Source organism: Archangium sp. Cb G35, from assembly GCF_001896145.1.
Taxonomy (GTDB): domain Bacteria; phylum Myxococcota; class Myxococcia; order Myxococcales; family Myxococcaceae; genus Archangium; species Archangium violaceum.
This window is the reverse complement of record NZ_MPOI01000009.1, coordinates 377,873-392,310: the sequence shown is the minus strand read 5'-3', so window position 1 is coordinate 392,310 and position 14,438 is coordinate 377,873. Positions and strand designations below refer to the sequence as shown.

Below are 14,438 nucleotides of genomic sequence, written 5' to 3'. Positions count from 1 at the left end.
AGCTACGGGCCGGAGACGAACCAGTCGTCTTCGGCTCGAGCTCGAGGCTCATGTGTCGGCCTTGGCGAAATGAGCGATCTGGTCGGCGTGGGCCTTCACGAACGCGGGCCGCGCCGTCGCGCGCTTCAGGTAGTCACGCGTCGCGGGATGCGCCGCGAGCCCATCGAAGCGATCGACGAGGCGCAGCACGTCCGCCATGAGGATGTCGGCGACGGAGAAGGAGCCCGCGAGCCACTCGCGCTTCGCGACCACCGGCTCGAGGCGATCGAGGCGCAGCTTCAGGAAGTCGTCGAAGCGCTTCTCGCTCTGCCCCGAGAACTTGAAGAGAGACCACGGGAGGCTCGCCATCTCGACGGAGTTGAGCGCGGCGAAGATCCACTCGATCACCTCCGAGCGCCCCTTCGGATCGCGAGGCATCAGCGCCTCGCTCCGCTCGCCGAGGTGCAGCAGGATCGCGCCGCTCTCGAAGATCGAAATGTCGCCGTCCATCAGCCACGGCACCTGCCCGAACGGCTGGTGCGCAAGGTGCTCGGGGCCGCGTTCCTTGAACGACACGCTCTCGACGCGATACGGGAGCTTCGCCTCCTCCAATGCCCAGCGCGCGCGGATGTCCCGCACGTACCCGCGCGGCGGCGGAGGAACCCAATCGTAGGTGGTGAGAACGAGATCGCCCATGCGCCGCGTCTACCAGGGCGGATCGACGCGTGCCAACGCCGCCACCGGCGCGATCGTCAATCGTTGTCGATGCTGAACACGACACGTGCCGCGGGGGAGCACTCGGGACCGCGCCGACGGCTCCTCGGCCTGTAACAGCTAGCTCCGCTAAACGCGTTTACTCAGAATTCGATTGAATTCAGTATATGGCGGATTTATCCTGTGTGCCTGTAAGGGTCTTTGGGGGACAAGGAGCGCCAGAACATGTGGACGCGATACGTCGTGGCAGCACTCACCTTGGGGCTGTGGGCCTGTGGCCCGAGCGAGCCGGGTGAGGAGGTGTGGAGGGACGAAGGGAGGGTAGGGCTGGAGCTGGTGCAGCAGGTGGGTCCGTTGCAGCAGGCGCGCTACCAGCACAGCTCGACGAAGCTGCTCAATGGCAAGGTGCTCTACGCGGGGGGTGGCACGGGCAACTCGGCCCCCATCCTGGCCTCGGTGGAGCTGTATGACCCGGCGACGGGGATGACGACGCTGGCGGCGCCCATGAATACGGCCCGGCGCTCGCATACGGCGGTGCTGCTGCAGGACGGCTCGGTGCTGGTGGTGGGCGGCATCACCAGCACGACCGTCATCGCCTCGGCGGAGCGCTACGATCCCTCGACCAACACCTGGACCGTGGTGGCGCCCATGCCGCGCGCCTCCTATGGGCACTCGGCCACGCTGCTGGCGGACGGCCGTGTCCTGGTGGCGGGCGGCGTGAGCTATTACACGCCCACGTACCTCTTCGACCCCGCGGCCAACACCTGGACGACGACGGGCTCCCTGGCACTGGGACGCATGCGTGCCGCGACCCTCCGGCTTCCCGACAACCGCGTCCTGATGATTGGGGGCTCCACCGCGGCGACCGCGGATCGGACGACCGTCGAGCTCTATGACCCCGCCACCGGGACGTGGTCCTCCCGGTCGCGTTTTCCCAGCTCCAATGGCGGGCCCTCCGCGGTCCTCCTTCCGAATGGGCGGGTGCTGTTGAACGGCCAGGGCAGCACCCCCGTGGAATACGACGTGGCGGCGGACACCTGGACGCAGAAACCGTCATTCAACCGCTACCATGGCAGCGCCACTCTCGTGCTCGTCGGCGGTGCGCCGGTGGTGATTGGGGGCGGGTTCGACGAGCCGTCCATCGAGCGGTTCAACGCTTCTCTGAACCAGTGGGAGCTCGTGGGCGCGCTGAGCATCACCCGCAATGACATCACCGTGGACGTCGTGTCGAACGACTCGGTGGTCATCGCCGGTGGCTCGCAGACGAACACCTACGTGCCGTACGCGACGATGGACCTGTTCTCGTACACCTGCGTTCCCCTGACGTGCTCCACGGCGGGCGCGCAGTGCGGCGCCCTGTCGGATGGCTGTGGCGGCACCCTCCAGTGTGGCACCTGCACTACCGGCTACACCTGCAACAGCAGCAACCAGTGCACGGCCCCCGATTTCACCCTCTCGGTCAACGTCTCGAGCCGTACCGTCGCCAAGGGCGGCTGGGCCCGCTTCCCCATCACCACCTCCGGGAGCACCTCCGGTGGCGCTCCGATCCACCTCACCATGTCCGGGCAGATGCCCTCTGGCTCCGGGGCCTACTTCGGCTCGATGGATATCGCGGCGGGCAACTCCACCTTCCTGGAGGTGCAGACCTCGGAGACGTTTTCCGCGGCCGGCCGCTACACCCTGACCGTCACGGGGACGGACGGCGTGCGCACGCGCACCGCCACGGTGACCCTGCTCGTCACCTCGGCGGCGGGGACGAACCCCATCGTCAATGGCGGCTTCGAGACGGGGTCGCTCTCCGGCTGGAGCAGCACGGGCGATGTCACCGTGGGCCCCGGGGCCTACTCGGGCAGCTACACGGCGGTGCTCGGCTCGGCGGCCACCCCGCTCGCGGGTGACAGCAAGCTGAGCCAGACCTTCACCGTCCCGGCCAACGGCGCGCTGCTGCGCTACTGGCTCTTCGGCCACGCGGTGGATGCGCCCTCGGACTACGCCTCGGTGCTGCTCACGGACAACACCACCGGCACCACCACCGCGCTCGTCGCTCATACCTATGCCCGTCCGCCCTACCAGGACTGGCTGGACATCCCCCACGACCTGACGCCCTACGCGGGCCGCAGCGTCACACTCACCTTCGTCAACCACGAGGCGGGCTGGGGCAGCCCCACGTATACGTATATCGATGACGTGTCCCTGCTGGTGCCGGGAGACTTCTCGGTGGGCCTCAGCCCCTCCAGCCAGTCAGCGCAGGCGGGCAGTGCGGTGAGCTACACGGTGACGACCGGTGGGCAGGGAACACTCAGCCTCGCCGCCGTGGGCCTGCCCTCGGGTGTCTCGGCGACGTTCAGTCCGTCCACCGTCACCGCGGGCCAGTCCTCCACGCTCACGCTGAGCACCACCTCCTCCACGGCCGTGGGCTTCTACGCCTTCACCGTCGAGGGGACGGACACGAGCATCCAGGTGAGACGTTCGGCCTCCGCGCAGTTGAGCGTCACCGCCCCTCCGCCGCTGCCAGGCGGCTCGTTCACCTACAGCGCCACCAACACCAACAGCGCCCAACAGAGCACCACCAACTACAATGTGTACCTCACCGCCGGGCAGACGCTGAGGGTGGGCACCTGCACGGTGACGGGCTCGGCTGGCACGGGCGACACCTACCTGCGCCTGTATGGCGTCACCGCCACCCAGGTGGCCTACAACGATGACAGCTGCGGCGTGCTCTCGTATCTGAGCTACACGGCCACCACGAGCGGCAGCTATCAAATCCGCGCCGGGTGCTACTCCACTGGGGGCTGCAGCGGCACAGTGGCCTACACCATCCAGTAATGGCGCGGGGTTCTCGCGCCTGCCTCCACTCCGGGGGGACCTCCTGCTCCTTCCGGAGTCTCCTTCCTGTCCGTGAGTGCGTGGTTTGACGCTCAGCCACGGCGTGTGCTGATCTTTTCTTCCATATGTTCCAACGGAACCGGCTGCGAGATGGGCATCGCGAGTATGCCCTTCTCGGGTTCCACGAGCCGCTGCCTTCGGGGCACGAGTTCGTGGCAACAGGGGGAGCAGCACAACTGGAGGGTCGGCTGCGCGTGCTGGCGCAGGACTTCTTCAATCTCCAGACATTGCGCGAGGTGGTTCACGGCCACGCGGCGGCGGAGTTCGGACCGCGGTCCACGGACCAGCTCGTGCGGCAGGTGGCGTCCCTGGTGGCGCTCGGGAGCCTGCGGCTCGTCCGCGTCCCTCGGGCTCCGGAGCCCACGGGACGGTACCTGCGCGACAAGCCGGAGGAGTTGACGCCCGCCGACTTCGTCGAGGAGACGAAGTGGCTGCGGCTGCAGGTCGTCGACGACGTCACGGACGATCCGATCTCCGGACTGAAGCTGAGCATCGTGCTCCCCGATGGTTCCCAGAAGCAGGCCACCACGGACTCCTCGGGCCGCATCGAGCTGTCGAGCGTTCCGCCCGGCTATGCCCAGGTGAACGCGGCCATCGACGGGGCGACGCTGAAGGAGACGCTGGTCTTCGAGAAGTCCGGCATCCTCGCGTCCAAGCAGCCGGCGGGCCGGAGCCGCAAGCGCAAGACTCCCTCGGGGAAATTCCTGGCGCGAGTCGTCGAGCACCATGTGTCCGATGGCGAGACCCTGGAGGGCATCGCCGAGCAGTACGGGCTCACGGTGGACGACATCGCCCGGTTCAACTGGGACACGACGGATCCGGACGAGATTCAGCGGCACCTGTACGTCGACGTGGGATGCACCGCGAAGGATGAGAGTGGGAAGTTCACCTTCACGCGCTATGACGATCCAGGCGTTCTCTACATCCCCCGCCCGTTGGCGATGGGTGGGCTGGCCGTGGAGCAGAGCCACATCCTGCGGGTGCGCAAGCCCGCCCGCTCGGCGGCGTTCCTGTTCTCGGTCTAGAAGAGGCCGTGCCGTATCATGGCCTCATGAAGGAGTGGACCATGAAGAAGATCGCTCCATGGTTCCGGGCCTGGGCCAGCTGCCTGATGGTGCTGGGCTCCGGGATGGCGTGGGCCCAGAACACAGGGCGGGTCTTCATCCAGGGCTCGGAAGTCAATCTGCGTGCCAGGCCCAGCGACAAGGCGGAGGTGGTGACGAAAGTCCCCATCGCCACGGAGTGCCAGCGCCTCGCGGACGCCGCCAAGGGGTGGGTGCGCCTCAAGTGCGGCGAGGTGGAGGGGTTCACGCTGAAGTCATTGGTCGGCGCGGACAAGCCCTCCTTCGACAAGCTGCTGGCGCAGGCGCAGGACACGAAGGCCAGCACCCAGGTGCGCTACGACGCCGCCACTCGGGCGGCTACTCTCGATCCGAAGAACGACAAGGCGCTCGAACTGCTCGCGGATCTCTTCTTCGAGTCCGCGTTCGAGCAACTCGATAAGGAAACGATGAAGGGGGGTCCTCCCGAGGCTGTCTTCATCAAGCGTGAATACAGTAGAGCGCTGGACAGGAAGCGGTCGCTGGAGGAGAGCTTCATCTGGGAGTTGGAGAAGATCGAGTATGACTGGCACCAGCTCCGATTCCGCCGTGGAGGTTTTCGCGGCAGCTTCGTCAGCGCCATGTTCCGTGATGGTTTGCTCTTCGTGTACAGCGGGTTCATTTCCCCGAACGCGGGAAAGGGCAAGTTCGGCAAAGAGCTGGATGAGTTTGGTGTCAATATCAAATTGAGAACCAGTTCTGCGGCCTCCGAAACGCTGAAGCTGGCATTGCAGAAGGGGGCACGTCCTCCCGATACGCGCGACGACAAGTACTCCGATACGAAAGAGGAGTATGCCGGCATGCCGGCGCTGAGTCCCGAGGCCTTCCGGCTCTTCCGCTCGCTGTCTCCGCTCTGGTACCTGCTTCAGGGGAAAAAGGGAGAACGGCACGTCGATCAGTACTGCGGCATGATTTCTGGCATCCTGCTCAGGACCGACATTCATCGCCGGGCGGTCATGGTCGTTGGTTCTATCTATGACTACGGTGATGACCCTCCCAGGGTCATGCGAGTCACCGATGTCTCGAAGAATGGATCCTCCTACCAACTCCAACTCCTTCCCGATGGTGCAAAGCAGTTGGTGGCACTGCTGGCCTGGCCGACGGAAGAACCGAATGTCGGGCGTTGGGGAGGCTTACGAATGTTCATTGATGGCGGCGACTACGCCGTTGCCAACGCCAAGGGCATTCAAATCAAGGACAACGGCTGTACCTCGAACCTGGGACAATAGAGCGCGTTGGGGGGGGAATGGGGATCAAACAGCAGTTCTTCCTGACGGAAGATGCCCGCGGAATAGGCCTGGGTGATCGGGCCAACAATATCTCGGAGCGTGACGCGAAGGGGTCCCTTCTTCGTGTCTTCCCCGTGGATGACTACGCTTTTCCAGAGGAAATCAAGCGACAGGCCAAGGAATGGCATGTGCTCAAGGTTCCTCTCCTTGGCCAGAAGGTGCATGAACATCAAGCGCCGGACTGGTGTGGGCGTACCTCTGCCTCCATGGTCTACAACTATTTCCAGCTCATCAAGGGGAGGGATCCGCGTCCGCACTACATCACCCACTCGAGAGCGGGAGATCCGGAGTGTCTGCTCGATCTTCGCTACCCCAGGGGCGAGCGAGCCTTCTGGCTCCCTGCTGACGAATCCTTGCCCAAGAGAGGTTGGACGGTTTCCCCTCCGAAGGGGGTGAGTTATGAGATCCAATCCGATTACAAGGCTCATGGCCTGACCCTCTACGGTGAGCTTCCCGTCCCCCTCGAGCAAATCTTTCCCGCCCCCCCTCGTGCTCGGCCAACGGGGCTCGGAGGGGTTTTGCGTTACAGCGCGCCTTCTTCCTACGAAGAGGATGTGGGCCACCTGTTACCGGATGGTCTGCGCCACAAGGTCGACGAGATCAGCAAGAGCGAGAAGAACGTCAGGGAGAGGTTCGCGCATCTCATTGACTGTCTGCGAGCCAACAACCCGGTGGTCATCTACACGGGTATTGGAGCCAGGAACGAGCGCGAGCAGATCAACCCTCGGCACATCATCGTCATCTGTGGTTATTGCATCCTCGCGGTAGGTGGTGAGGAACAGCTCTGGATGGTGACCGCTGACCCGTCGACGAAGAAAGGACTTGTCGACGCGAATCTGCTTCAGGCACCTACCAAGGGAAGCGTGGATCTGGGCGCGCGGATCGGACCAGCGGATACGATCTTCCGGATGCGCTCCGGTATCATCGAGAAATACACTGGCCTGCATGCCGTCGCTTCGTTCAACCTGGTGCGGGCGAAGGCCTTCTTCGGCAAGAACAAATCCACGGTCGGTTCGGAGTACGACCTGCTGCTGGATCACCGCGACACCCGCGGCGGGCGCTATCTCTATCGCAAGGAGAAGACCGAGGTCCCGGCCGAAGTGCTCGACAGCAGTTTCAGCCGGCCCAAGTACAGCTTCCCGCTGCGTGGGAACAGTGCCTCGAGCAGCCCCTGGCAGTGCTATTACAACAACGAGTCGCTCGACACCGGGATTGGTGGCTACTACGTGCTGGGCCTGCAGCGGAACCTGCATGGCGGCGTCCATCTGTTCCCGCCGGCTGAGCAGCAGACCACTCCGGTCAGGGCCATCGCTCCTGGCTATGTCGTGGCCGCCCGGCTCCCGGGGGACAAGGCGGAGTGCTGCGATGCGGGGGTCCTGGAGGCCCTCGGCAACTGGCCCGGCTTCGTCCTGCTCCGCCACGAGCTCCAGGAGAACTCCAAGGACGCGCCCCAGAAACCGCACGTGTTCTACACGCTGTACATGCACCTGCGCTCGCCGAGGTTTCCGCAAGCGCAGGGCCAGACTCCCGACAAGGGGCAGGCCGAGGAAGTCGTCGGAGTGGACCAGTACTTCCAGGAGGTGCCCTGGTTCCGGGAGCTGTACAAGCGACGCTTTGGCGCCTGGGTCAACATCGCGGATACGTCGGGGCCTCACAAACTCGGCGCGCTGGTCTGGTCCCAGGAGCCGGTCGGCCCGGCCAGTGAGAAGAGCGGGAACTACAAGGTGCTCGCCGAGGATGGCACTTCCTACAAGATCTCCGTGCGCAACGAAGCGGGAGAGGCCCAGTGGCTCTACAAGGCGCCACCGGCCAATCTGGGGAAGGCCAAGGACGCGCTCGTGAGCGGCAAGGTCGTGACCTTCCCGGAGCCCTTCTTCCCCGTGGCCACTGGCGAGATCCTGGGCTTCGTGGGGCCCTTGCCCGCCGGAGCCTTGCAGGACGCGCCGCCCTTCCCGGTCCGGTTGGATCATCGAAAAGCCGCCGAGAAGAGCAAGAAGGTCGAGTTCCGCTCGGGGTTCCTGCACTTCCAGGTGTTCTCCCCGGAGAAGGAGGAGGACAACGGCATCCAGCTTCTCGCCAGACTGGCGGAGCAGATCGAACTGCCGGAGGAAATCAAGAAGGCAGGCGGCAGCGCTCCCAGGTTCATCCCGGTCAATGAGCGCGCGGAGGACAACTTCCTCGAGGTGGGGGAAATCGAAGAACACCTCAAGGGCAACCTCCCCGAGGAGGATCGGAGCGCCTTCGAGGAGGCGACCCATGAGCACTTCTCCTTATCGAAGGAGTGGGGGCACTTCGGCTATGCCACGGCCGTGGCGACGCTGCTGGACTCGAAGACGTCATTTGCTCCGGAGGCCAAGAACCCGGACTGGAAGTCGTGCACCCACTTCGAGTACCCGCTGACGCTGGAGGTCGAAACCGGCTATCTCCCGCAGCCAGGGAAGAACCGCATGCTCGAGGGGGGAATTTATGAGCTGGAATTGCTCTTCGAGCAGGAGGTTGCCGGAGGCGGCTGGAGGAGGATGGATTGTCCATCCGGCACGTGCGGCGAGATGCTGGAAGGGCGGAGGGTATGCAAGCCCGGGAGTATCAAGCTCGATGCGGGCAAACTCAGTGCCGCCAGGAATGGAGTCGTCCAGATTTCGCTGATGGTGCCCGCCCTCGCCGAGAGGATGACGCTCAAGGCGAAGCAGGGCTTCTTCATCGAGCAGTCCGTCCCCCTGCGAGGGGCCGACGGGTATCTGCTTGCGCAGGGCATCACCCGGCGCTGGCGCAACGTTCGCCTCATCCAGAAGAACGAGTGGGTTCCCGACAACGTCAAGGCGGTACTGCGCAAGGCGAACGAGGCGCTCAAGCCCTCCCGCTTGCAGATGACGGAGCAGGAGGTGGTGCAGATTGCCTGGTGCGACCCCGGCAAGGAGGAGCACGTCCCGCGAGTTCTCGCCAACGGCACCGACAAGAGTGCCAGACTCTTCGACTCGGACGGCTGGCTCCCTCCCAGCAGCCGGCTCGAGAACCTGCACCCCGTCTCGGCCGTCTGGCTGCTCAATGTGCTCGACAAGCAGAACAAGGCCCATGTGCGGAGCGAATGGCCCGTTCCCCGCTTCCGGAAGGACGATCCGAATCCGCTGAGCTGCGGGTGGGTGAAGAAGGCCGGCGAGCGGCTCCCGGGCGAGACGGCCATCGCGGTCGTCGTCGACGAAGACTTTGGCTACGACCTGGAGCATCAGCTCGCGGTGCGCATCAAGCAGGGGGAAACCACTCTCGACCTGACCCGGGGCGCCCTGGCTGGTTCGGGTGGCAACCTCGTGCACGCGGTCCAGGCCGGATTCTGGGGTGAGTGGACCTTGGAGGTCACCGATACCTCGTCGCCGCCGAAGGTATTGAAGCCCAAGAAACAACACGAGCGCCTCGAGCCGGTCCTGTCCGTTCCCCGCCCGAAGCTCGTGGGGGCAGGGGAGGAGCAGGGGGCCGTCATCGTCGAGCAGCCCCGGCGTCAGCCGGACGGCACTTGGCGGTGGCGCCTCGACTTCGAGGGACCGGTGCCGCGCGAACTCCCGGGGTTCATCCTGTTGCGGACGAGCAGGAACCAGGATGGTTCTGGCGCCACATACGCTGATGTGGCGCTCCCGGTCACGGCCCGTCCCATTCAAGCCGGGAAGGGGCTAGGAGTCGATGCCGCGCATTTCGAGCTGGAGGATGACTTCATCGTTGGCTTGACGGAGGCGGGAAGGAAGGTCTGGGAATCGCCGAAGAAGCTCTACGTCATCAGCGGCCTCCTGGGCTTCAAGGAGTGCTTCAACGCGATGGACATCAAGGTGGGATGGGGAGTCGTGAAGGAACTCACCCAGCTCGCCGCGAAAAAGGTCCACTTCGAGCTGGTGGAGCTTGCCGAGGATGGGCTGACCTGCACCCTCCGGAGCGCCAATCCCAGCAAGCTCCTCAAGGAATCCTCCGCGGCGGTGAAGGAGCAGTCCGAAACGGGGGACCTCGTGCTCTCGTTCGAGCCCGCCGAGTGCGAGGACCCGAAGCTGCAGGCCCTGTGGGTCTTCGACGAGGAGCGGAGCGTCATCCTCAACTGCAAGCCCGCCGCGGGCGATGCCAGACTCGGACCGCTTCCGTACAGCAAGTACCGGAAGGCCTACCGCCACTCCAATCCCTTGCGGATCCACGTCGCGCTCGCGTCGGCGCTGGGGCAGGTCGCGACCGCCCTCGACAAGAAGCTTCCCCCCATCGAGCGGTTCGAGGCCGATGGTCTCGGCTGCATCATCAACGCCAGTGGCAAGGGCGTGGTGGACAAGGTGCGGGTGGCCGCCGCATCGGGAATGTTCCACGCAGATGTCGCGGATCCGGCACAGCCGACCCGCCTGCGGATCGGTCCGAACCTGGGCACCAAGGACTCGTTGTTCATCTCGTTCCACCCGGGACGGCTCTTCAGCAGCCTGGCGGCGAGCGAGCTCAATCCCGGTGCCCAGCTCTTCCACTGGTTCGAGTTCGCCGCGTTGAATGGCCTCGGACTGCTGTACCCCTTCGGAGGGGAGACGACCGGGGATGGAGACGGCTCCATCGACCTGAAGCGGTTCGAAGAGCTGAAGGCGAAGACATCCCATCACCTCCATGCCACGCACGCGGAGCCGGGCCGCTACAGGAAGGTGGGCCTGCGCAACATGGCTCCCAAGCAGGAGGGGTCCTCCGAAGAGTCGCCGCCGAAGCACCTTGCCTTCCGGCCCCTGCCCAGGCTGGGCCAGTGCGAGCTGGAGATCTCCGCCCGTGTGTCCGGGGTACCCGAGGATCTGCACAACTATTCCGCCTGCTTCTTCCGCCGCGCCCCAGGAGGCCAGAAATGGGAGCCCATCCGGGGCTTCGACAAGCTGCTGGCCGACAAGCTGGAGATCCGTGATCAGAACGCGGTGGCGGATTGGATCATCTCGGCGCGCGTGCCGTTTCCCCAACCGGATGGCCAGAAGAAGAACCCCCTCGACGGCAAGAACGGTTTCAAGCTGGCCCTCATCGCGCGCAACGAGGACATCGTGCCTCAGCGCCTGGAGCAGGAGGGCGAGTATGACTTCACGCCGCGGTGGGAGGGTGGGCTGAAGGTGCAGCCGAAGGGAGAGCTGCTGGAGATTCGCTGTCACGCCGAGGGCATCGAGGTGCCACTGCCAGGCTCAAGGGACAAGGCCGCCTGGAATGTCGCGCGGGAGTTCGAGCTCGTCATCGAGTCCGAGCCGGTGCAGACGAGCGCCATGGGTCTCTCTCCCAGGCTGGAGGAGCACGTCCGGTACGCCACACCCACCCAGAACGGGCGGCGAGGCGGTTGCGATCTCCAGGGTGATTTCGTCGCCACCCTCGACTCGAGCGTGCTCTCACCCGACGTGTCCTACCGCTTCACGGTCCGGCGTCCGCTCGATCCGAGCAGAAAGCCCAAGCCGGTGCGGCTGACCCCCCTGAGCCCGTGCAGCAGCGAGCCGTTCAAGCGCACGGAGTGATGCCAGAGACAAGAAGGGACGCAGTCATGGCTCAGATTGAAGGCACTTCAGCGCCACATGGCGATTGCCAGATTCCGCTTGGTTACGATGGGGTCGTGAGGATCCGGGCGGTGCCGCGCATCGTCCTCACGCCGCAGAAGCAGACCCAGCCCCCCCTCCAGGAGCTCGACACCTGGGAGGTGGTGGTGGGCGGCGGCTGCGAGAACGTGGTGGGCCTGCTTCCTTGCCGGCTCGAGTGGATCCTCACCAGTGACTGTCTCGCCGAGCGGAGTCGGTCCCACCCGCGTGAGACCTGCATCGTCCCCAGCGGGAATGGCTTCGTGGTACGCGAGAAGGACGGGGACGGTTCGAAACCGCTGCGGGTCTCCGCGTTCGAGCTTGGGCTCATTGGCAAGGGGCGCCTGGGCTTCCGGATCGAGCCAGCGCTCACCGGCAACGAGCCCGTCGAGGTACCGCCCGGGGATTCCCGGGCCATTGCCTTCGAGTTGGAGGCGAGCCTCGACTTCAAGGTCGCGTCCGCGGAGCTGAGGCGTGACTGGATGCCCGACTGGCTCGAGCTGGCAGTGCACGGCAACCGGATCGGTACCCTGATGCAGCTCGCGCCGCGCTTCTCGTCACTCTTCTCCGGACAGCTCGCGACGTTGGACATCTTCCCCGTGGGCTCGGAACAGGACAAGGACGCCGCAGTCCACCTCGAGTGGGAGATTGGCGACACCCACGCGGCCTCACGGTTGCTGTGGAAGGTAGGTTTCGCCGCGGTCCGCGGAGCGCAAGGAGAGGTGCTGAATGACCGTCTGGTGACGATCGGCGGAAATGGGTCCCAGCCGGCGACGGTGGCGTTCAAGTATCAGCTCTCGGTGGCGCGCAAGCCCCCACCCGTCGAGGCCAAGGGTAAGGGCACGAAGAAGCAGGCCAACGCTGCGTCTGGGGAAGCCATTCGAGCGGAGCCCCGGCCCGCGCTCGAGGTCCCAAGGCCACGTCTGGCCGCCTTCGAGGTGCTGCTGCAGAAGGGTAAGCTGCGAGTTCAGGGCCGCTTCGAGGGCTTCAGCGACTCGGTTGTACTCGACATGGTCTTGAAGCCCTACGTGCTGGTGGGGACTGGAGAGACGGCGGAAATCGAGGAGCTGGACAACTACTTCAAGAGCATTCTCCAGAGCGTCCTCCTGCTCCACGAGGACAGCCTTGCCCATGACTACCAGGGACGCGAGTTGCGCGCGCTGTGCTCGCCGCTCGATGTCGAGGCGCGATTGTCTCCGCTCGATTCCATGGCGGTCACGAGCACGAAGAACGTGTTCCAGCGCGAGCTACTCGACCTGAAGGGTCTTCCGCGGGAGTACGTGTCGGCCCTCGAGCAGCTTTCCGGGCTGAAGATCTTCGCCGTGCTGAAGCTCGCGCCGGGAGTCACGGTCAAGGCGGTGCCCTTCGGCGCCATCGTGGATTACAAGGAGAGCGAGCCGGGTCTCAGCGGAGGCCATGCGTCATTCAGCAATGGTGGGTTCGTCTCCAAGGTCTTCGCCTCGGGGGTCTGTACCTCGAACACCATGGAGCTGTCCGGTATCGCCGCCGCCCTCAAATCGCCGCTGCCCGTCGTCCCTCCCTCGCTTCAGGAAGAATTCGAGATCTTCGTCGCCACGGTGTGTGGTGAGGCCATTGGCCAGAGCGAGGGCGCGTGGATGGGCGTTGCCCACACCATCATGAACCGGGTCGCTCGCAAGTATGAGAAATGGAAGGACTGCTTCACGTCGACGGACGTGATCCGGCTGACGGGATTCGAGGCCTACAACAAGAAGATCTTCCTCGCGGCCCGCGAGTACATGAAGGCGCCCGCGACCGCGTCATTCACCGATCGGGACAAGCTGCAGCGGCTCATCACGCTCGTGACGCCCATCTTCATGCGGCAGGGGGACGATGGGGCGGGCGCCGTCTTCTTCTACAGTCCGAAGGCTCAGCGCCAGCTCGCCGAGCGCGAAGCCGCGAACGGAAACAGGTCCCGTTCCATCGTTCCCGCCTTCGTCAACCAGACCGGAGACAAGGAGCTGGTTCGCGTCACCGAGCAGGTTCTTGGCAGTGCTGGGAAGAAGGATGACTTCGAGTTCTTCGCCTTCAAGCATCCCGAGAAATTCCCCAGGTTGTCGGAGGAGGAGGTCGCGAGGGGGCTCGAGACACGTAGGACAGCACCGCGAACCTAGCAACCATACGCGGGCGCTACAGCCCGGACAGAAAGCTGTCGAGCACCGCGTTGAACTTCTCCGGCTGCTCCTGGTTGGGCAGGTGGGCCGCGTCTGGAATCACCTCCAGGCGCGCCCCGGTGACGAGGTCCGCCATCTGCTTCGCCTTCTCCAGCGGCGTCACCGGATCCTTCTCGCCCACCACCACCAGCGCGGGCCCGGCGTAGCGCGCGAGGATGTCCTTGCTGTCCGGCCGCAGCGCCATGCCCCGCTGTGCCGCCGCGAGGCCCGCCGGTGTGGCCGTCCGCATCATCGCCGCCACCTCGCGTCCCACCTCCGAGTCCGGTGCGGCCACCACCTTGGGCAGCAGCGCCCGCACCACGGCCTCGGGCCCCTCCCGTAGCGCTTCCTGGGCCGAGGCCTCCCGCCGGCCGCGTCCCGCCTCGTCATCCGCCGTGGCCTGCGTGTCCACCAGCACCAGTCCCCGCACGCGTCCCGCGTCCTCGCGCAGCAGCGCCATGCTGGCGTACCCGCCCATGGACACTCCGCCCACCACCGCCGAGTCCACCTTCAGCGCGTCCAGCAGCGCCAGCGCGTCCTGGGCGATGCGGGCCATTTCCGTGGGGCCCTCGCCGAGCCCGCTCCGCCCGAAGCCCCGGATGTCCGGGATGATGAAGCGATAGCGCCCTGACAGCGCCTTCAATTGCTTCTCATACGCATCCCCGTTCAGCGGGAAGGCGTGGAACAGCAGCACGGGCAGCCCGTGGCCTTCGTCGCGGTAGTGCAGGGGAATGCCGTCCACGGTGATGGTGAGCATGG

General features: G+C 65.2%; 7 protein-coding genes. 5 read left to right on the top strand and 2 right to left on the bottom strand.

The features are described 5' to 3' along the window. Positions 1-48: 48 nt before the first annotated feature. Positions 49-675, bottom strand: coding sequence for a glutathione S-transferase family protein (locus BO221_RS27910; protein ID WP_073563549.1), 627 nt, complete (start codon positions 673-675; stop codon positions 49-51). Between the two features lie 243 nt (positions 676-918). Between BO221_RS27910 and BO221_RS27905 the strand changes: the two genes are divergently transcribed. From BO221_RS27905 to BO221_RS27885, 5 genes are all read left to right on the top strand, one after another. Next, entirely contained in the window at positions 919-3,519 is a 2,601-nt protein-coding gene (locus BO221_RS27905; RefSeq protein WP_073563548.1) for a kelch repeat-containing protein, read from the top strand. Between the two features lie 125 nt (positions 3,520-3,644). Next, on the top strand, positions 3,645-4,604 hold the full coding sequence (locus BO221_RS27900; protein ID WP_073563547.1) for a LysM domain-containing protein: 960 nt from the start codon (positions 3,645-3,647) through the stop codon (positions 4,602-4,604). A gap of 41 nt (positions 4,605-4,645) precedes the next feature. Beyond that, positions 4,646-5,908, top strand: coding sequence for a hypothetical protein (locus tag BO221_RS27895; protein ID WP_143195716.1), 1,263 nt, complete (start codon positions 4,646-4,648; stop codon positions 5,906-5,908). A gap of 578 nt (positions 5,909-6,486) precedes the next feature. Next, complete coding sequence (locus BO221_RS27890; RefSeq protein ID WP_143195715.1) at positions 6,487-11,451, top strand: M23 family metallopeptidase; 4,965 nt, start codon at positions 6,487-6,489, stop codon at positions 11,449-11,451. Positions 11,452-11,546: 95 nt separating this feature from the next. Further along, on the top strand, positions 11,547-13,640 hold the full coding sequence (locus tag BO221_RS27885; RefSeq protein WP_143195714.1) for a hypothetical protein: 2,094 nt from the start codon (positions 11,547-11,549) through the stop codon (positions 13,638-13,640). Between the two features lie 16 nt (positions 13,641-13,656). Here BO221_RS27885 and BO221_RS27880 read toward each other — a convergent pair whose 3' ends face one another. Next, positions 13,657-14,436 carry an alpha/beta fold hydrolase gene (locus BO221_RS27880; RefSeq protein WP_073563543.1) on the bottom strand — a complete coding sequence of 260 codons (780 nt, stop codon included), beginning with the start codon at positions 14,434-14,436 and terminating at the stop codon, positions 13,657-13,659. Positions 14,437-14,438 lie beyond the last annotated feature (2 nt).